At 65.9% G+C, this 18,292-nt stretch carries 16 protein-coding genes and 1 pseudogene; 4 read left to right on the plus strand and 13 right to left on the minus strand.

Annotated elements, in window-relative coordinates:
• Positions 1 to 87 precede the first annotated feature (87 nt).
• Both ACRXBZ_RS01910 and ACRXBZ_RS01915 read left to right on the plus strand, forming a co-directional pair.
• The gene (locus ACRXBZ_RS01910) at positions 88 to 291 is read left to right on the plus strand and encodes a hypothetical protein (protein WP_433877485.1); all 204 of its coding nucleotides are present in this window, start codon (positions 88 to 90) and stop codon (positions 289 to 291) included.
• On the plus strand, positions 284 to 1,024 hold the full coding sequence (locus ACRXBZ_RS01915; protein ID WP_433877486.1) for an ISL3 family transposase: 741 nt from the start codon (positions 284 to 286) through the stop codon (positions 1,022 to 1,024). Before ACRXBZ_RS01910 ends, ACRXBZ_RS01915 begins: the two co-directional genes overlap by 8 nt.
• A gap of 96 nt (positions 1,025 to 1,120) precedes the next feature.
• On the opposite strand, the gene ACRXBZ_RS01920 is transcribed toward ACRXBZ_RS01915, so the two are convergent.
• From ACRXBZ_RS01920 to ACRXBZ_RS01955, 8 genes and pseudogenes are all read right to left on the minus strand, one after another.
• Complete coding sequence (locus ACRXBZ_RS01920) at positions 1,121 to 1,783, minus strand: SRPBCC family protein (protein WP_190816180.1); 663 nt, start codon at positions 1,781 to 1,783, stop codon at positions 1,121 to 1,123.
• The gene (locus ACRXBZ_RS01925) at positions 1,780 to 4,149 is read right to left on the minus strand and encodes a molybdopterin cofactor-binding domain-containing protein (RefSeq protein WP_433877487.1); all 2,370 of its coding nucleotides are present in this window, start codon (positions 4,147 to 4,149) and stop codon (positions 1,780 to 1,782) included. Before ACRXBZ_RS01925 ends, ACRXBZ_RS01920 begins: the two co-directional genes overlap by 4 nt.
• Complete coding sequence (locus ACRXBZ_RS01930) at positions 4,146 to 4,427, minus strand: (2Fe-2S)-binding protein (RefSeq protein WP_433883778.1); 282 nt, start codon at positions 4,425 to 4,427, stop codon at positions 4,146 to 4,148. The genes ACRXBZ_RS01925 and ACRXBZ_RS01930 overlap by 4 nt, the downstream gene beginning before the upstream one ends.
• Before the next feature lie 30 nt (positions 4,428 to 4,457).
• Positions 4,458 to 4,622: pseudogene (locus ACRXBZ_RS01935) on the minus strand ((2Fe-2S)-binding protein); the annotation flags it as partial.
• 22 nt (positions 4,623 to 4,644) lie between these two features.
• The gene (locus ACRXBZ_RS01940) at positions 4,645 to 6,333 is read right to left on the minus strand and encodes a thiamine pyrophosphate-binding protein (protein ID WP_433877488.1); all 1,689 of its coding nucleotides are present in this window, start codon (positions 6,331 to 6,333) and stop codon (positions 4,645 to 4,647) included.
• A gap of 19 nt (positions 6,334 to 6,352) precedes the next feature.
• Positions 6,353 to 7,234, minus strand: a complete 882-nt coding sequence (locus ACRXBZ_RS01945) for a carbon-nitrogen hydrolase family protein (RefSeq protein WP_433877489.1) — start codon at positions 7,232 to 7,234, stop codon at positions 6,353 to 6,355.
• A complete protein-coding gene (hydA, locus tag ACRXBZ_RS01950) occupies positions 7,227 to 8,624 on the minus strand; it encodes a dihydropyrimidinase (protein ID WP_433877490.1) in 1,398 nt (465 codons plus the stop codon). Before hydA ends, ACRXBZ_RS01945 begins: the two co-directional genes overlap by 8 nt.
• Positions 8,621 to 9,532 (minus strand): ABC transporter permease, encoded by a 912-nt coding sequence (locus ACRXBZ_RS01955; protein ID WP_433877491.1) that lies wholly within the window; start codon positions 9,530 to 9,532, stop codon positions 8,621 to 8,623. The genes hydA and ACRXBZ_RS01955 overlap by 4 nt, the downstream gene beginning before the upstream one ends.
• 296 nt (positions 9,533 to 9,828) lie before the next feature.
• On the opposite strand from ACRXBZ_RS01955, the gene ACRXBZ_RS01960 reads away from it, so the two are divergent.
• Positions 9,829 to 10,680 carry an FAD binding domain-containing protein gene (locus tag ACRXBZ_RS01960; protein ID WP_433877492.1) on the plus strand — a complete coding sequence of 284 codons (852 nt, stop codon included), beginning with the start codon at positions 9,829 to 9,831 and terminating at the stop codon, positions 10,678 to 10,680.
• A 457-nt stretch (positions 10,681 to 11,137) separates the two neighbouring features.
• Here the strand turns inward: ACRXBZ_RS01960 and ACRXBZ_RS01965 are convergent, their stop codons facing one another.
• From ACRXBZ_RS01965 to ACRXBZ_RS01985, 5 genes are all read right to left on the minus strand, one after another.
• Positions 11,138 to 11,956 (minus strand): FadR/GntR family transcriptional regulator, encoded by an 819-nt coding sequence (locus ACRXBZ_RS01965; protein ID WP_433877493.1) that lies wholly within the window; start codon positions 11,954 to 11,956, stop codon positions 11,138 to 11,140.
• Positions 11,953 to 13,509, minus strand: coding sequence for a sugar ABC transporter ATP-binding protein (locus ACRXBZ_RS01970; RefSeq protein ID WP_433877494.1), 1,557 nt, complete (start codon positions 13,507 to 13,509; stop codon positions 11,953 to 11,955). The genes ACRXBZ_RS01965 and ACRXBZ_RS01970 overlap by 4 nt, the downstream gene beginning before the upstream one ends.
• A 21-nt stretch (positions 13,510 to 13,530) precedes the next feature.
• Complete coding sequence (locus ACRXBZ_RS01975; protein ID WP_433877495.1) at positions 13,531 to 14,562, minus strand: sugar ABC transporter substrate-binding protein; 1,032 nt, start codon at positions 14,560 to 14,562, stop codon at positions 13,531 to 13,533.
• Positions 14,563 to 14,792: 230 nt separating this feature from the next.
• Positions 14,793 to 15,050, minus strand: coding sequence for a hypothetical protein (locus tag ACRXBZ_RS01980; RefSeq protein ID WP_433877496.1), 258 nt, complete (start codon positions 15,048 to 15,050; stop codon positions 14,793 to 14,795).
• A 313-nt stretch (positions 15,051 to 15,363) separates the two neighbouring features.
• The gene (locus tag ACRXBZ_RS01985; RefSeq protein ID WP_433877497.1) at positions 15,364 to 15,723 is read right to left on the minus strand and encodes a hypothetical protein; all 360 of its coding nucleotides are present in this window, start codon (positions 15,721 to 15,723) and stop codon (positions 15,364 to 15,366) included.
• A gap of 89 nt (positions 15,724 to 15,812) precedes the next feature.
• Here ACRXBZ_RS01985 and ACRXBZ_RS01990 point away from each other — a divergent pair, with 89 nt between their 5' ends.
• Complete coding sequence (locus ACRXBZ_RS01990; RefSeq protein WP_433877498.1) at positions 15,813 to 18,269, plus strand: helix-turn-helix transcriptional regulator; 2,457 nt, start codon at positions 15,813 to 15,815, stop codon at positions 18,267 to 18,269.
• Positions 18,270 to 18,292: the final 23 nt, after the last annotated feature.

Consider the following 18,292-nt stretch of genomic DNA (forward strand, 5'->3'; position numbering starts at 1 on the left):
CAAGGGCTCCTCGCTAGATCATGTGGGTTTGATCGGCGTGGCGGCTTGACCGGTTGGCCCGTGGCTTCGTTGGCTGTGTGACCGTCGGTGACGGTCGGATGGGTTGATGAGGTCGGTATGGACGGGCTGGAGTTGTTCACCACGGCGCTGGGTTTGGGCGAGCCGTGGCGGGTGACGGGCGCGGAGTTCGCCGAGCAGGAGGGGCGGCTGGACCTGCATGTCGCGTACCGGCGGGGTGCGGTTTGTGTGCCCGGAGCCCGGTTGCGCGCGGCAGCAGTGTCGGGTGCATGACACGGTGGACAAGACGTGGCGGCATCTGGATTTCTTTCAGCACAAGGCGTTTCTGCACGCGCGGGTGCCGCGGGTGCGCTGTACCGAGCACGGGGTGCGGTTGGTGGCGGTGCCGTGGGCGCGGCCGGGGTCGGGATTCACGATGCTGTTCGAGGCGCTGGTGCTGACCTTCGCCAAGGCGATGCCGGTGGCCCGGGTCGCCGCGTCGGTGCGTGGGCACGACACCCGGGTATGGCGGGTCGTGGAGCATCATGTGCGTACTGCCCGGGCCGGTGAGGACTTCTCGTCGGTGCGGCGGGTGGGGATGGATGAGACCTCGGCTCGCCGGGGGCAGGACTACATCAGCTTGTTCGCCGATCTGGACACCGCCCGGGTGCTGTTTGCCACCGAAGGCCGCGACGCCGCCACGGTCCAGCGGTTCGCCGCGGATCTGGCCGCCCACGGTGGCGACCCCCAGAAGGTGCACACCACCAGCTCGGACATGAGTGCGGCGTTCATCGCCGGCATCGGCGAACATGTACCCCACGCGCGGCTGACCTTCGACCGGTATCACCTGGCGGCCAAGCTGTCCGAGGCCGTTGACGCGGTACGGCGGACCGAGATCGCCACCCGTCCCGAGCTCAAGCACACCCGCTGGCTGTGGCTGAAGAACTGGTCCAACCTCTCGGTCACGCAGCGCCGCGAGCTGCAACAGCTGATGCGGCCGTCGGCGCGATCGGCGAGGCGCAGCTGACCGGTGGAGGTTCCACTCGCCGGGTTCAGGATCGGCATCTCCTTCGTGCCATGACCTTCGTACAGCGCTCCGTCGATCCAGTGCATCGCGTCAGGCTCATCCATCGATCCTTTCGCGGGTACGGGCGGCGAACCGCTCGACGTTGAACAGCAACTTGCTGCAGGTCTTGAGCAGCCAGCTCACGACCACCCCCTTGAGGAGGGCGCCGACAGCAAGTTCGGTACTGCCAGGTGATGAGGAGGGCACAGCAGCAACGGACTTCGCCGCCGGTGCCTGCGCGTCGATCCCGGTGGATGGTCCCTGTTCAGAGCACAGGACTCGGCTCTCGATTTTCCGGGCTGCCTGGCCGACCAGCTGGTTGCTGACCTGTTGGAGCACTCCGCGGCCCATCGTGGCGACTCGGCCGACGATCGCGAGGTCGGTGCGGATGGTGACGCGCGACTGCCGCTCGACTTCGACCACCGACATCTCCATCGTGGCCGCTACCGTGCCGGCTGCTCCTTGTTCTTCGCCCTCGGCACGGATTGTGGCGACCCGCTTGTCTTTGTCAACGGCTGTGATGTAGCCGCTTCCCCGGTAGCGCACCGTCACGGGACCGACCTTGACCTTGAGGCTCCCCTCGAACGTCGACTCGTCTACGACCTCGTCGATGGTGACGCCGGGGACGCAGGTGACGACGCTCGGCGCATCGAGCAGGAAGTCGAAGACGGTATCCGGTGGCGCGGCGATGTCGAACTCGTGCATGAGCTCCACGGTCACGATTCCTTCTGTTGAGTGGTCGTTGTCGCGATGAGGTGCCGCATCCGTTCCGGGGTCATCGGCATTCGGGTCACGGACACCCCGAGGGGTTCTAGTGCGTCTTCGATCGCTTCGGCGATAGCAGCTGCGACGGGGATGATTCCCGCCTCTCCTGTGCCCTTGATACCCAGCGGGTTCCACGGCGACGGAGTCTGCAGCTCGTCCAGGACGAGGGGCGGCAGGTCGTCGATGGTGGGCAGCCGGAAGTTGAGGAAGCTGGTCGTGGTGGGCTGGCCGGCGGCGTCGAAGGCGAGGAGCTCCAGGAGCGCGCCACCGATGCCTTGGACGAGCCCGCCCAGGATCTGGCCGTCGACGACGAGTGGGTTGAGCACCCGGCCACAGTCGTGGACGATGACGTAGTTGAGCAGAGTCGTCTTGCCAGTGGCGATGTCGACTTCCACCTCGGCGACGTGGGCGCCGAAGCCGAACACCCACTGTCGGTTGCAGAAGTATTCGGTAGCTGCCAGGGCGATCGGCGGCGCGCTGCCACCATTCCAGGGCGTTGATGTCGCAGGTACGGCCGGGTACCGGATCGGGTTGACTCCGGTGGCGAGGTCTGCCAGAGAGATGCGCGCGCCGGTCCCCGTGACCTGGACGAATCCGTTGTCGATGGACAGGTCTTCGGCGGAGCACTCAAAGAACTCTGCTGCGGTGGCGAGGATCTGCCGGCGCAGGTTCGTGGCCGCCGCGGCCACGGCGTTGCCGGCCATCACGGCGGCGCGACTGCCGAAAGTTCCGTGGCCCACTGCGCCGGCGCCGCCTGATGTTGCCCGAACGACAACGCTGGCGGAATCGCAGCGGAGGACGTCCGCGGCCAACTGGGCGAACGTGGTCGCGTGTCCCTGTCCCTGGGAGGGTACGGACACGTCGACGACGATCCGGCCGTTCGGGTTGAGCGCGGCGGTGCAGCCTTCGTACGGGCCGACGCCGGTACCCTCGACATAGGTTGCCGAGCCGATTCCGGTGAATCGTCCCTCGCTTCGGTGCTGCTTCTGCCGGGCGCGGAAAGCGGTCAGGTCGGCGTGGCTCATCGCGAGCTGGAAGCCTTCGGCGTACCGGCCGCTGTCGTAGATCGCGCGACTCCCGTCGTGCAGGTCGAGGCCGGTGTCGTAGGGGAACGCGTCATCCGGGATGAAATTGCGGCGACGGACTTCGCTGGGCTCGAGGCCCAGCGACTTCGCCATGGCGCTGATGAGCCGCTCCATCACGAACACACCCTGTGGGCGGCCGGCCCCGCGGTACGGGCTGACGGGCGGCTTGTTGGTGTAGACGACCTGGCCGGTGAATTCATAGTTCGGAACGTGGTACTGGCCGGGCAGGTGCGTTCCGGTCACGGCTGGCACCGCGATCCCGTAGGGGATGTAGGCGCCGGTGTCATGGACGAATGCGGTTCGTACCGCGAGTAGCTTGCCGTCGTCGTCATAGCCCACCGTGGCCCGGTGAACCTGGCCGCGTTCCTGATTGGCGCTGATGAAGTGCTCGTACCGGTCCTCGGTCCAGGCCACGGTTGCCTCGAGGCGCATGGCCGCGAGCGGGACGAGCACCTCCTCGGGGTAGAACAGCATGATCTTGGTGCCGAAGCCACCGCCGACGTCCGGTGCGAGAACCTCCAGTTGGTCGAGCGGGAGGTCGAGGATCCGGCTAAGCCCTTGCCGGATGGCCACGTGTGACTGGGTCGAGTCGGACACGTGCAGGCGGCGGGTACGCCGGTCCCACTTGGCGTGCACCCCCCGGCCTTCCATGGGCATGCCGCCGCTGCGCTCGATCTCCAGGTCAAGGGTGAGCTTGTGCGGCGCGGAGGCCAGCGCGGTGTCAACGTCGCCTCGAGACTGGTGGACCACGGCCGCAACGTTGTCAGCAATGTCGTCGTGAACCATTCCACGGTCGGCGTCAGTGAACTCGACGACGGCGGGGAGTGGCTCGTAGTGGATCTCGACGAGTTCGGCCGCATCCTCGGCCCGATACCGGCTCTCGGCGATGACCATGACGATTGCCTCGCCGACGTACCGCACTCGGTCCACAGCCAGGGGCAGTTGCGTCCGCGGCGCGATGAGGTCCGGGTGTGGGCCGAGCAATGGCAACGGGCCGTTGAGCTCACCGAGATCGTGCCCGGTCCACACGGCGTGGACGCCGCTGAGCCGCCTGGCCTGCTCGACGTCGATCGAGGTGATTCGGGCGTTTGCGTGCACCGATCGGACGAAGTAGGCGTGCAGGGTCCCGGGCATGGCCAGGTCGTCGACGTAGGTTCCCAGACCGCGCAGCAGGCGTTCATCCTCGACCCGCTCCATCGGCTTGCCGGTCCCCTTACCTGCGGTTGTTCCCGTCATGGCGTGTTCTCCGCATCGGACTCGGCGAAGATCTCTTCGACGACGCGCTTGATACCCCGGTATCCGGTACACCGGCAGATGTGTCCCCGCACGCTGTCCAGTGCGTCCGCCCGGCATGGGGCAGGACGGTTCTGTTCGGCGGTCAGCGACATGAGGATCCCCGGCGTGCAGAACCCGCACTGGAGAGCGTGGTGCTTCCGGAACGCCACCTGGATGTCGTTCAGGTCCTGCCCGGGCGGTACCAAGTCCTCGACGGTTCGCACTGACCGGCCTGACATCTGCACCGCGAGAGTGAGACACGAACGAACTGCCTCACCGTCGACGAGGACAGTGCACGCGCCGCAAACGCCGTGCTCGCAGCCGACATGAGTACCCGTGAGCCCAAGCTCATGCCGAAGGTAATCCGAGAGGAGGGTTCGCGGCTCCACGTTCGACTCGCGTGTGAGTCCGTTGACCTCGACGATGATTCTCATTCCGCTGCCCACCCTTTCCCACTCACACGCCCGGCATCGGCATGCGCGCAGCGTACGAGGTCACGGGTGCGATCGCCTCGGGGTCGATCCGTGCATCGATCAGCGTCGGAGCGCGGCTAACGTCCGCCTCCCGCAGCGCGTGCGCAAGCTCGGCGGGCGTCCGCACGGTGACGCCGCGGGCACCGAGGGCGGATGCCGCGTCGGAGTAACTCACGTCACCGAAGTCGTTGATCTCGGGGATGATGTTGCCCTCGACATACTTCTGCAGGTGGTACTCGAAGGCCAGGGTGCCGTTGTTCATGACCACGATCGTGGCCGGGATGCCCACGCGAGCGGCCGTCTCTAGCTCGGTGAGGTTGTAGCCGGCGCCGCCGTCTCCGGTGATGCACACGACCCGCCGATCCGGTGCGGCGAGCTGCGCGCCGAGGGCGCCCGGGATGGCCCAGCCGAGCGAGCCGGCGGCACGGAGGAAGGTCGCGCCCGTCGTCCGCTGCGGGTAGAGCACGCCTGCCCATGCGGCCATGTAGCCGGTGTCCGCGACGACGACGTCCGTGCCGTCCAGCGCGGCCGCGATCGTCGAGACGACCTCGCGGGGGTGCATGTGCTCGGTGCTGGTGTTGGCGGTGTTCAGGGAGCACGCTCGCCACGTGGCGACGGCGTCGGCACACTCGGCCACCCAGGTGTGGTCGCGAAGGGCCGTGGCGCGTTCTGCGTGGGCGGCGAGCGCCTCGACCAGGGCGGCGACGGTGGCCTTCACATCGCCGAGCACGTTGAGATCGGCCGCCGGGTCGAGGGAGCCGGTGGCGGTATCGACGCGGATCAGACTGACGTCCTCGAACAGGGTGAAGGAGTCGCTGGTCACCGATCCGGTGCGGCTGCCCAGAACCAGCACCTGGTCTGCCTCCCGAACGATCCGGTTGGAGATCGGTGCCGCGTACCGGCCGACGACGCCGGCGCTGAGCCGGTGACTGTCGGCGATGGTGCCCTTTCCGCCGATCGAGGTCACAACCGGGGCCTGGAGGAGATCGGCCAGCTCGGCGATCTCGTGGCTGACTCCAGAGACGCGTGCGCCGGACCCGGCAAGGATCACCAGGCGACGGGAGGAGGCCAGCGCGTCAACCATTGAGTTGATCACGTCTGCGGACGGAAGCGGCCGATACATCGGGGCGGTCAGCGGGGTCGTCGGCGCCGCGGTGGCGGCCTCCGGCCCAGTCGTCTCACCAATCACGTCCCGGGGCACGTCGAGGTGCGTCGGGCCGGGCGCGCAGACCGCCTCGTGCATCGCGCGCAGGAGCATGCGCCGGACATGGTCGCCCTGGCGGGCCTCGCCTGCCCAGTGGGTCACGGGCTGGTGGAGCGCGAGCTGGTCGAGCAGCTGGTACTCGTGACGGTCGCGGGTGGCGGCTGGCACGGAGCTCGTGAGGGAAACGACGGGACTCATGGCCCAGTACGCGTCGGCCAAGGCTGCGGCGACGTTCGCGGATCCGGGACCGTGCTGGCCGTAGACGAAGGTCGGCCGACCGGTGATGCGCGCGTAGCCGTCGGCCATGTATACGGCGCCCTGCTCGCTACGGCAGGGGATCATCCGGATCCCGCGTTGCTGGAACGCGGTCCACAGGGCGGGGTCGCCACCGGTGAGCATGAAAAAGGTGTCAATCCCCTGGTCCGCGAGGATCTGACCGATGATGTCGGCGACTCGGGTGTTGGTCATGTTCGCTGTGCCTCCTCGTTCAGCTCGTCGGGCGGTACGTGTAGAGGTCCGGTCGTTGTGCGCCGCGCATGCCCATGGCTCGGGCCGTGGTTGCGACCGCGGTCCCCGCGAAGGTCCCGGTCGCCGTGCTCGCCGATCCAGTGCCGGCGATCTGGATGATGCGTCCGTCAGGCCCGATGACCATGGACTGGCCGAGGTAGCTGACGTCGCTCATGCCGAGGGCTTCACGTCCGTGCCGGTTGGCGACTGCCACGAGGACACTCTGCTGGAGCGCCATAGCTTGCATCTCGGCTGCGAATATCGGTTTCGTCCCCTCGGGCGATGCGGTGGGGACGGCGACGATATCGGCCGAGTTCGCCGTGAGCGTCGCCCACGCGCCGGGGAAATGCCGGTCGTAGCAGATGAGCACGCCGATGCGGGCGAAGTCGAGGTCCCAGGTCAGCAGCTCGGGCCCGGCGTGGAAATGGTCGTCCTCGACGAACGTCGACCCGTAGCCGCGCACGTTGCACAGGTGTGTCTTGTCGTAGACGGCGCGGAAGTTGCCGGTGGTGATGCCTTTGCCTTCGACCAGGCCGCCTTGCCGGTCGAGCACGACCGCCGCGTTGCGGAGGCGCCGACCATCGGTGAAGCACACCCCAACGACCATGTTGCTTGCCAAGCGCCTGGCCAGGACCTGGTAAGGGTCGAGGACCTGCTCCAGCGGTAACGCCTGCCGGCCCGGCACGTACCGTGGGTCGACGCCGGCCAGGGGAAAGTACGGCGTGTTCGCCATCTCGGGGAAGACGAGCAGGTCGTGCCGCCTGAGTGTGCGCCCGAGGTCGAGGACGGCTGGCGGTTCGATGCCACCTGCGGGGGTTTGAACGACGCCCACGGTGGTGTCGTTGGCGAGCGTCTCAGACATCGTAGTTGTTGGTGTCCCGGCGGATGTACTTGCCGCGTCCCGGGCTGTGCAGGGCGTTGCCGCGCTCGGCGACCAGGTCGCCGCGTGAGAAGACCAGTCGCGGCCAGCCGTGGCACTCATACCCCTCGTACGGATCGTAGTCGGCATTGGAGTGCATCTCGCCGACGGTGAGCCGGCGGACGTCCGCGGGGTCGATCACCGCGATGTCGGCGTCTGCACCCGGCGCGATAACCCCCTTTGCGGGATGCATGCCAAAAAGCTTGGCCGGGTTGGTGGAGGTGAGCGCCACGAATTGGCAGGCGTCGAGTTTGCCCTTTTGCACTCCCTCGGAGAACAACATCGGTACGCTGGTCTGAAGGTTCGAGACGCCGGCGGGGATCCGCCAAAACGGCGCTTCGGCAAGTTTCTGCTCGGCCTTCCAAGGAGCGTGGTCGGTCGCATAGGTCTGGATCTCGCCAGCCTGGAGACCCTCCCACAGCGCCTCGGAATCGGTGTTGGATCGGATCGGCGGGAGGCAGACGTACTTGTTGCCCTCCTTGTTCGGCAGCTCGTAGACGCTCTGCTCCAGGAACAGGTACACCGGACGCGTCTCGACAAAGATCTGGTCGAACTTCTTGCGGGCATCGCGGACGGCCTCGAGTGCTCCTGCGGTGCTCAAGTGCACGAAGTACACGGGCGCTTCGAGGAGCGCCGCGTACTCTGCAATCTTGCGAGTGGCGATCGCCTCCGCCTGAGGCGGCCTCGCCTGGGGCAGGAACTCGACTCCGAGGTCACCGCGCTGTTCGAACGTGCGGGTGAGGAAGTCGATGAGTGCGCCGTCCTCGGCGTGGACGTTGACGATCATGCCGGCGTCACGGGCCGCCCGGAGTACCTCGAGGATGCCGGCGTCGGGCAGCTGAAACCCGGAGACTGCACCGAACACCTTGACGCTGGTCACACCGGCCTTGACGACCTGGGGGAACTCGGCGACGGATTTCTCGGCGTTGTCTGTGACGACGACGTGGAGGCCGTAGTCGATGTTCGCGGTCGTCTTCGCCAGCTCGAGGTCGCGCTCGATGGCGGTCATCAGCGTTTCGCCTTCCTCCTGGAAGGCGTAGTTGACGATGGTGGTGATGCCGCCCGCGGCTGCGGCACGGGTGCCGGAGTCGTAGTCGTCGGCGTTGTGCGAGCCGACGTAGCCCACCCAGTGGTGGAAGTGGGTGTGGACGTCGATGGCGCCCGGAACCACGAGACAACCGGTGGCGTCGACTTCGTCGGCACCAGAGTCGTCGACGATGCCGACCTGGACGACCTTGCCCCCGCGGACGGCGACATCGCCGACGGCCATCTCGTCGGCGTTGACGACAGTGCCGCCGCGAATGACGAGGTCGTGCTGCTGGTGCGTGGTCATGCTGGCTTGCCTCCGATGGTCAGTTTGGACAGCCGCTCGAGCAGGGCGGCGATGAGGATGAGTGAGCCGATGGCGACCTGTTGCCAGAACGCGGTGATGTCCATGAGGACCAGGCCGTTCTGGATGGTCGCGATGAGCAGCGCTCCGACGACGGAGCCACCGATGCTGCCGATTCCTCCGTTGAGGGAGGTGCCGCCGATGACGACTGCCGCAATGGCTGCCATCAGGTCCTGGGTACCGACGGTGCCCGAGCCGGAGTCGAGTCGCGCAGCAATGATGAGGCCGGCCAGACCGGCGAGCGCGCCACTGAGGACCAGCACTCGGACCTTGACACTGGAGATACTGACGCCGGAAAGGCGTGCTGCCTCGCGGTTGCCGCCGACGGCGTAGACGTCGAGGCCGAAGCTGGTCTTGCGGAGCGTGACCGCCAGGCCGAGCGCCACGACGCCGGCGATGACAACCGGGACCGGAATGCTGAGGACCTTTCCAGTGCCGAGGTAACCGAACTGGCTACCGAGGCCGAACACCGAGGTGCCGTTGGTCAACAGGTTGGCCGCACCACTGGCAACGCTCAGCATGGCGAGTGATGCGACGAATGAGGGAACCGAGAACCTCGTGGCGACGATACCGTTCACGAGTCCGGCCGCAGCGCCGACGGCGATGCCGCCGACGATGGCCAGCGGCCACGGAATGCCGTAGGCCACGATCATGACCGCAGCCGCCGAACCCGTCAGCGCTTCGACCGAGCCGACCGAGAGGTCGATCTCGCCTGCGATCAGAGCAACGGTCAGACCACAGGCCAGGATCGTCAGCGTCGACGCCGCGAGCAGGACGTTGAGGACGTTCCCGACGGTGGCGAAGTCTGGCGCGATGGCCGACAAGACACAGCAGACCGCGATCAACGCCATGGAGGTTCCGGCAATCGGCGACGCGACGACGCGTAACCAGAAGGGGCGGCGCTTCTGAGCGGGTGCCGAGGTCGATTCGACTGACTGCGTCGGTGGCAGTTGGGTAGCGCTCACCAGCTCCTCCTTACTGGGGTGTGCACAGCCGGGTGGGGCCTGCATAGGACCACGGCGAGGTTCCCTCCGTCAAGAAATTGGCCTTACCGGTTTTCGGGATCTATGATCAAATTCCGGCCTGATTCGCAGAAAAAGGGCTCAAATCGTGACATTGGTCAGTCCAACGAGTATCGTCATGGGGCATGAAGCCGTCGCCGTTCCTGTATCGCGCACCGACCACCCTCAAGCTGGCGCTCGATGATCTTGCGGAGTGCGCAGAAGAAGGCGGCAAGGTGCTCGCGGGGGGTCAGAGCCTCATCCCGATGTTGAATTACCGCCTCGTTCGTCCGCCGGTGTTGGTGGACATCGGCAACGTCGCAGAGCTGTCCGAGCGGACTGTCAACGACCAGAGTTTCAGCCTGGGGGCAACGACCACGACTGGCTGGATCGCACGCTCACCCGCGGTGCGCGACGCCTGGCCGTTGCTGTCCGCAGCAGCGAGCTGGGTGGGCCACGTCCAGATCCGTTCGCGGGGCACGATCGGCGGCAGCGTGGTGCACGCAGACCCGTCCGCGGAAATAGCGGCGGCGATGGTCCTGGCGGACGCCCGGATCACGCTGAGGTCCGTTCGCGGTAGCCGTGTCGAGAATGCCGGCGACTTCTTCATCGGCTATCTAAGTACGGCCATCGAGGAGGACGAGATCCTCACCCGGCTGGACTTCGAGGTTCCTAACGCCGGCGGCCGATGGGGCTTTGAGGAGTTCGCGCCCCGACACGGCGACTTCGCAGAGGCAGGGGCGGCGTTGACTCTGCCGGCCGAGGGCGCTCAGGAGCGCGGGCGCGCAGTTGCTTTCGGCGTGGCGGATCGGCCGTTCCGGCTGCCCAGCCTCGAGACGCTCCTCACCGCGTCCACCGAACGGGTGGCGCGAGGGGTGTTCGATGAGGCGGTTGGCAACGACTTCGACGCGATCGGCACCGTCACCTCCGAGAAGAGGGCAATGGGCGGCCACATGGTGGCGCGTGCGTTAGGCGCTGCCGGGGTCGTCGTCGACTGATGCCGGTCGACAGCGAGGAATACGCTCCGCGCCGACGGCAGGCGGCGACCACATCAGCGGTGTAGAACTTCGAATCCGCCCACACGATCCGCATCCCGGCACATCCGGCTTGGTCGGCGGCGGCCAAGGACTCGGCGACGAACCGGGCTTCGCCACGCACATCGGCCGCTTTGCCCTCGCTCAGCCACACCGCGGCAATGACCAGCTCACCAAGCCGGGCCCGTTCCGCCAGCCGCACCACCGGCACCAGCCCGGCATCCGCGACCAGATTCGGATCATCAAACACCGCGCCCAGCCGCGCCGGACCTTGAGAAGATGCCCTCTCACTAGGACGGATGGATCAGTAAGATCAATCGTCCCAGTTCAAGAGGGCATCTCGCCTTCTCACCACCGAACCGTTACCCAAAACCACCGGTGGATCGAACCCAAATGCGGCCTGATCAACCTGATCGGCTCTTCAGTGCGCTTCGCCGGCCGAGGCCGGGCGCTCGGTGCCGGCACTACGGACCTGATCTTCGACCCGGGCAAGGTGCAGAAGCATCGCCGCCTTGGCGCGTTCCGGATCGCCCTCGCGGATTGCCTTCCCAATGGCGCGGTGCTCGATCTGCGACTGCTCGCGATTGACCGTGTTCGCCGCGGTCACCTCGAGGACCGTGAACTCTAGGTCGCGAATGCCTCTGATGATGCTGAGGAGCAGTGGGTTCCCGGTCTGCCGGACGATCCATTCATGGAAGGCCAGGTCGTTCTCCGGGAACGTGTCCTCATCGGGCTCGTCGAGGGCCTTAAGCAGCTCGTCCATCTCGACCAGACTGTCTTCCTTGACCGTGCTGGCTGCCTCCGCGGCCGCCGCTGGCTCGAGGAACCGCCTGACCTGGAAGAGGTCGAGGTACGACCCGTGCACTAGCCGGAACGCGTAGGTCAGCGGAGCGAGCAGGAGCTCCGGGGTCAGATCCGTGACGTAGGTTCCAGCGCCGCGACGGGACTCGACGATGTTCACGGCTTCGAGGCTCCGCAGGGCTTCACGCACCAGCGGGCGGGAGACCCCGAGACGGATCGCGAGCTCCCGTTCGGCGGGGAGGGCGGCTCCGGGAAGCAGTTCGCCCGCCACGATCATCGACACGACATGATCACGAACATCGTGTAGTGGGCCTGCCATAGGCCGGAGCATACCGAGGCGCGGACGCGGTGATGCGGCGGGCGGCCGACGACCGCTCGTGGCAACAAACTTTGGAGTTGCCGGGTAGCCATCCCCGCCCAGATCACCGCCATCACTCATCTGGCACCGGCCAGGGGCCGTGTCGCGTGACCCATGATTTCCCGCTCGGTCGTCGGACCGGGGATCTCCTTTGCTATCGCGCCGGCACGGAACACGCACACCCGGTCGCTCAACCCGCAGACCTCCTGCATGTCCGAGCTCACCAAGAGCACCGCAACACCCTGAGAGGCGATCTCGCGCAGAAGTTGGTAGATCTGTGCCCGGCTCCCTACGTCGACGCCCGCGGTGGGCTCGATAAGCACCAGCACGCGGGGGGACAACGAGACTGCTTTGGCGAGGACGATCTTCTGCTGGTTCCCCCCGCTCAGGGAACCAGCAGAGAGTTCCGGGCGTCGCGGGTCGACCGTGAACCGATCGATCGCCCGCACCGCGTTGGCCTTCGTCCGGCGGCGCGACATCCACCGCAGCCGGCGTCCGGTGCGGGAGGCAATCTGTGCCCGGCTCGAGTAGGTCAGCGCCAGGTTCTCGGCGATGCTCAGGCCGGCGATCAGCGCTTCTGAGCGGTCAGCCGGAACTAGTGCAATGCCGTGCCGCATCCCATCGAGTGCGGTGCGAGGCAAGGCGGTGGATCCATCTACGGACACCGCGCCCGCTTCTGCCCGACGGCTGCCGCACAGGGCTTCCGCTACAGGAACCATTCCGGCATCCACAAGACCAGTGAGGCCGACAACCTCACCGCCGTTGACGATGAAGCTGACGGGCGGCTGCCCCGTGACTCTCAGACCCTCGACCTGGAGAACCGGCACCTCGGTCGGGCTGGCCACACGGGGCGGGTACAACTGCTGGACGGGCCGATCCAGCATTGCCTCGATCATGGCGTCGACGGTCAACTCGTCCTTTGCCATCTCGCGAACGATCCGGCCGTCCCGAAGGATGGTCGCACGGTCGCAGAGCGCGGTGATCTCGTCGAGACGGTGGCTGATATAGACCAGCCCGACGCCGTCGCCGCGGAGCCGATCGAGCTTCTCGAACAGGTTGTCCCGATCAGCAGGAGTCAGTGCTGCAGTCGGCTCATCCAGTACGAGAACCTTGGCCTCAGCAGTCAGCGCCCGCGCGATCTGGACTAGCTGCGCCTGCGGCAAGGAGAGCTGCGAGATCTTCGTGAACGGATCGACACGAAGTCCCACTGATGCCACAGCCTGCTCGACAACCTGAGCGGCCTCGCGCCTGCTGACGAAGCCGAAGTGCCTGGCGCGTTCGCCGGCTTCGGTTCGTCCCAGCAGGAAGTTGTCGACGATGCTCAGCCCTCGCACCAGGGCCAGGTGCTGATGAATGGCGTGGATGCCCAGGCGCTCGGCATGGAGCGGCGACTGGAACGAAACCGGCTCGCCGTCGATCAGAACTTTCCCGTGGTCCGGGGAGTGAACCCCCGTCAGGATCTTCACGAGCGTCGACTTGCCGGCGCCATTCTCACCCAGCAGCGCGTGGACCTCGCCGGAGGCGACCGTGAGGTCGGCATCCCGCAGCGCGTAGACACCGCCGTAGCTCTTGGCGACCTGTTGGGCCGCCAGCACTGTCCGGCTCACTGACGTCGGTTCGGTAGCGTGGATCATCACGAAACTCCCGTCGCGTAGTCAGCAGCGGCCGGCCACAGCGTCATTCACGCGCTTGGCAAGGGCATCGTCGACATTGAACGGTTTTCCGTTGACATCGACCGACTTGGCGCCGCCCGAGATCTCTTTGACCTGATCGGTGGTGAGCAGGGTGATCGGTGGCTCGACCTTCTCCGGGACGCCTTGCCCGTCGAGGCGGGCGACGACCGAGTTGATGAACTCCGAACCGACGTGGTCCAGAAAGAGGATCCCGCTGGCGACGAACGTGCCTTGGTAAGTGGCCCGGAGGCCGATGCAGGTCCCGTTGTAGCCGATGACGGGTACCTTTCCCTTCAGGTTGCGGGTCTCGAGCGCCGAGATCGCACCGAACGCCATCTCGTCGTTGTCGGCGAACACCGCGTCTATGTCGGGGTGGGCGGTCAGGATGTCCGTCATCACGCGCAGAGCTTTGTCGCGTGCCCAGTCTGCCGGCTGGCGGGCGACGACAGTCGCCCCCGGGTTGGCTGCAGCCAGCCCCTGCTCGAACCCATTCGCGCGCTCGATGCCGGGCGTGTCAGCAGGGGCACCCTCGAGAACGGCGACTTTCGCCGCACCGTTCAGTTGGTGGCCTAGCCAGGTGCCCGCAACCTTGCCGCCTTCCGTCTCGTCTCCGATAATGGAGGTTACGACCAAACCACGGTTTTGCGCGCCCTCGATCTCCGACTGCAGGATGAAAACCGGGATACCTGCGGCCTTCGCCTGCGTCAGGATCGGCATGATCTGCTGTTTGTCCCACGGTTCGATGCCAAGTGCCTTAACGCCTCGGCCGATCATCGCTTGCAGCTTGGTGACCATGTCCTGCATGTCCCGGCTGTCTTGAGAGAGCAGCTCAATGTTTCCTTTTGCGGCTGCCGCGGCCTCGGCCGCCTCCGACATGTCCTTGATGGCCGGGTTGTCCCAAGCCTGGGTCACCAGCCCAACCTTGATCTTGCGGCCGCTGTCCGTCCCCGGCCCCGCACATCCGGTCAGAAGCAGGACAGCCGCTGCCCCACACGCGATGAGCACCTTGCGCACCACTTTCACCTCCGGTTCCGAAGACCGCACAGCGGTCTCGCCTCCTCGCTAGGGGACGAAGTATGGACGACCGAGGTCAGAGCGGTCAACAGACTTGTCATACCAATTATTGCCGAAACGGCTCATCCCCCCACCAATCTGGCCGTAGCAGCTTAATTTTGCGTAGATCAGCCACTGACTCATCGGAACTGGTAATACCGATTGTGGGGCAGCGCGGTCGATACGCAGAGCTACGACACAGCGTTCAAGCTCGACTCGATGGAGCCTGGAGCGGTCGGCACCCGGACGCGGCCGAAGATGCAGTCATCGCGCATGTAACGACGCGCCAATCTGTTCAGATGCTGGAGATCGCGGACGAACTGGCCTCGGTGGCGTCGGCCCTGATCCGGCTCATCGGGCTGGCCATGACCCGGAAGCTGCTGTCCGTCCCAGCTCTGCTCTCGGGCCGCGATACGGCCAAGGATGCCGAGCTGCTCGTACTGCGGCACGAGAACTCGGTTGCTGCGCCGACAGATCCTAGAACCCCTCCGGTACGAGTCTGCAGACCGGCACTGGCTTGCGACGCTGTCCACACGCATACCGCGGCGCCGCTGGCTCAGGTCTTCCCGTCACACCAGCAACCCTGCTCGCCTGGCACCGCAGGCTCATCGCCACCAGACGGGATTGCACCGCCCAAAGCAGCCGAGCCGGCGCCCGCCCACCAAGGCCGCCCTCAAAAAGCTCGTCGTCCGCCTGGCCCGGGAGAACCCGCGGGGGGCCACAGGAGACTCCAAGGCGAACTGGCGCGGCTCGGGCACCCGATCACCGCTTCAACGGGGTGCCGGTCGCGTCGGCGCTGGCGACGTTGGTGACCAGATGCGGCCGGCCGGTCACGGCGTCGTCGCAGGTTTCGGTGACGTGGATCTTGCAGCCTTCCCAACCGCAACCGCGCTTGATCGCAAACCGGGCATCGGGGGCATAGGGGGAGCAGATCCGTTCTCTGGTCTTTCTCCTCCCCCACGCCACCTCCTGCCCGCTGTTGTTGATGGTGCGGTGGTACTGCTTGATCCACACCGTGCGCAGGATGACGGCCGCGGGGATCTCCCGCCGCCACACCGACGCCTGGTCGCCGTGAACAGCCTGAAGCAGGGCGAATCCGTCGACACCGACCTGCACTGCCATCGCAGCGCGTTTGTCCCCGACGCAGCGTGGACGACCCAGCAAGCTCGCAATCTTCTGATGGGTCTCGACGACCAGGCAGCGGATTTCAGATGCGGAATGACGCACGCGCTGCTCGGCTTTTGGTGGACCAAGGATTCGAGTACTGGGATAGTGTAGAGGTGCAGTATATCGACTTGATATGCTGCTTTACCGAACGGACTGAATCGATTACGGTGGTTCCCGTACCCATCTGGAGCGCTGCACGCCCTCCGATAGAACTCACGAGCTTCGTGGGACGTTGGCGGGAGTTGGCCGACGTCAAGAAATTCCTGAGCTCGGCACGGTTGGTGACCATCACAGGCGTCGGCGGCGTGGGCAAGACCCGGTTGGCGTTGCGGTCGGCCGCATTGCTGAGGCGGTCGTTCCCGGGCGGCGTCTGGATCATCGAGCTTGCCGACCTCAACGACCCGCGACTCGTCGCCGACACCGTAGCCGCCACATTGGGCCTGCAACAGCAGTCCGGGGTGACGCCGTTGGAGCACCTTCCCGAACATCTTCGCGACCGCCCGCTGCTGCTTCTGCTGGACAACTGCGAGCACGTTCTCGATGGGTGCGCGCAACTCGCGCATTCGCTGCTCAAACAGTGCCCGCTTATGCGGATCCTGACCACCAGTCGCCAACCCTTGGGCATTGCCGGCGAGACCGTCATGGAGTTGGCTCCGTTCTCGGTTCCCCCGGAGAGAGTTGGAACTCCGGAACTGGAGAATCTCCTTCAGTACTCGGCGGTCGCACTACTCCAGGAGCGAGCTCAAGCCGCGAATCCGGCTTTCACCGTCACCGCGGACAACGCGCACGTCGTCATGCGTTTGTGCCGACAACTTGACGGCATTCCGTTGGCGATCGAACTTGCGGCAGTCGCTCTTCGGTTCATGTCAGCCGAGACGATCGCGGTCCGGCTCGATCGTCGTTTTCGATTGCTGACCGGCGGAACCCGGACGGCGCCGACCCGCCAGCAGACCCTGCAGGACATGGTCGACTGGAGCTACCGGCTGTGCTCCGCCGCCGAACAAGTGCTGTGGGCACGGCTGTCCGTGTGCGGTTCAGGGTTCGCCCTGGAGGCAGCCGAAGCAATCGGTTCAGGCGACGGCATCCGGACCGACGAGGTGCTTAATCAGATCAGGGGCTTGATCGACAAGTCGATCGTGACCACGGAACGGCATCCGGACAAGACCCGTTATCGGCTACTGGAGACGCTCCGCGAATACGGCCGGGACCGCCTCGTCGAACGCGGTGAGACCACCACGGTCCGTCGCAAACACCTTCACTACTACCGGAACCTCGTCGCCCAGGCCGAGGCGGAATGGTTCAGCGCCGGACGCACGACGGTCTTCGCCCGGTTGCGAGCCGAGCACGCAAACCTGCGCGAAGCGTTGGAATTCTCCGCTTCCGAGCCCGGCGAAGCGCAAGCAGGTCTGCTGATCGCATCCTCCCTCCGATTTTTCTGGCTCAGCAGCGGCTTCGTCTACGAGGGACGTCGATGGCTGGAGCGCCTCCTGACGCTCACCGCGGAACGAGATACCGTTCGTGTCAAAGCGCTTTACGTCAACGGGTACTTGAATTTAGCGCTCAACGACGCGACATCCGGGACAGCCCTCCTCGATCAGGCAAGAGCGTTGGCCGCGGAGCTGGGCGACCAATCGGGAGCGGCCTACGTCGCGCAGATCTCGGGGCTCACCGCCCTGTACAACGAAGATCCTGCGCGGGCGGCCGCGCTCTTCGAGGACGCTCTCGCCGGGCATCGGCTGATCGGCGATCACGCTGCCGTCGCCTACGACCAGATCGAGCTCGCATTGGCCCTCACCTTCCTCGGCGATCATGAGCGCGCCGCGACCCTGTTCCGCGAATGCCCGGCCCTGGAGGAGAACTATGGCGAACAGTGGATGCGGTCGCTTGCCCTGTGGGCGCAGGGAATAGCCGGACTGCTTGCGGGCGATTATCAACAAGCCACAGCCGCAGAACTGGAAAGTTTGCGCCTGAAGCTGGACTTCCACGAGCACTTCCGGATCGCGTTGTGTATCGAAATACTGGCCTGCATAGCCAGCGCGGACGGTGACGCGGCACGGGCCGCGACCTTGTTCGGCGTGTCCCACAAGATCAAGCAGAACATCGATGCGTCACTCGCCGGCCACAAACACATCGCGCGCCTACACGACCATTACGAAGCAGTAGCGCGCAGCTCACTCGGCGAAGATACGTTCCAGGAAGCCTTTGAGCTCGCCACACTGCTCGACTTCGACGAAGCCATCGCATGGATAACCCGCGATCCGAGCAAAGCCGGGAGTCCGACAAGCTCCGCGACCGAAGAATCGCCCACCCCGATGCTTACTCCACGCGAGCGAGAAGTCGCAGCGCTGGTCGCACAGGGCAAGACCAACAAAGAAATCGCTGCCACAATGTCGATTTCCCGCCGCACCGCTGATTCCCACGTCGACCACATCCTGACCAAGCTCGGCTTCACCAGGCGGACGCAAATTGCCGCCTGGACCACCAAACAGGAACCCCACTGACGCCGCCGCTTTTTCGAGAGGAA

It is taken from the genome of Saccharopolyspora hattusasensis (assembly GCF_050972075.1).
GTDB lineage: Bacteria > Actinomycetota > Actinomycetes > Mycobacteriales > Pseudonocardiaceae > Saccharopolyspora > Saccharopolyspora hattusasensis.

Excerpts from the sequence above, each read along its gene's own strand:
- ACRXBZ_RS01960 (WP_433877492.1), top strand. The coding sequence starts at position 9,829 with ATGAAGCCGTCGCCGTTCCTGTATCGCGCACCGACCACCCTCAAGCTG.
- ACRXBZ_RS01925 (WP_433877487.1), bottom strand. The coding sequence starts at position 4,149 with ATGACGGGAACAACCGCAGGTAAGGGGACCGGCAAGCCGATGGAGCGG.
- ACRXBZ_RS01965 (WP_433877493.1), bottom strand. The coding sequence starts at position 11,956 with ATGAGTGATGGCGGTGATCTGGGCGGGGATGGCTACCCGGCAACTCCA.
- ACRXBZ_RS01930 (WP_433883778.1), bottom strand. The coding sequence starts at position 4,427 with ATGTCAGGCCGGTCAGTGCGAACCGTCGAGGACTTGGTACCGCCCGGG.
- ACRXBZ_RS01985 (WP_433877497.1), bottom strand. The coding sequence starts at position 15,723 with ATGGCAGTGCAGGTCGGTGTCGACGGATTCGCCCTGCTTCAGGCTGTT.
- ACRXBZ_RS01990 (WP_433877498.1), top strand. The coding sequence starts at position 15,813 with ATGCGGAATGACGCACGCGCTGCTCGGCTTTTGGTGGACCAAGGATTC.
- ACRXBZ_RS01945 (WP_433877489.1), bottom strand. The coding sequence starts at position 7,234 with ATGTCTGAGACGCTCGCCAACGACACCACCGTGGGCGTCGTTCAAACC.
- ACRXBZ_RS01940 (WP_433877488.1), bottom strand. The coding sequence starts at position 6,333 with ATGACCAACACCCGAGTCGCCGACATCATCGGTCAGATCCTCGCGGAC.
- ACRXBZ_RS01955 (WP_433877491.1), bottom strand. The coding sequence starts at position 9,532 with ATGGCGTTGATCGCGGTCTGCTGTGTCTTGTCGGCCATCGCGCCAGAC.
- ACRXBZ_RS01970 (WP_433877494.1), bottom strand. The coding sequence starts at position 13,509 with ATGATCCACGCTACCGAACCGACGTCAGTGAGCCGGACAGTGCTGGCG.
- hydA (WP_433877490.1), bottom strand. The coding sequence starts at position 8,624 with ATGACCACGCACCAGCAGCACGACCTCGTCATTCGCGGCGGCACTGTC.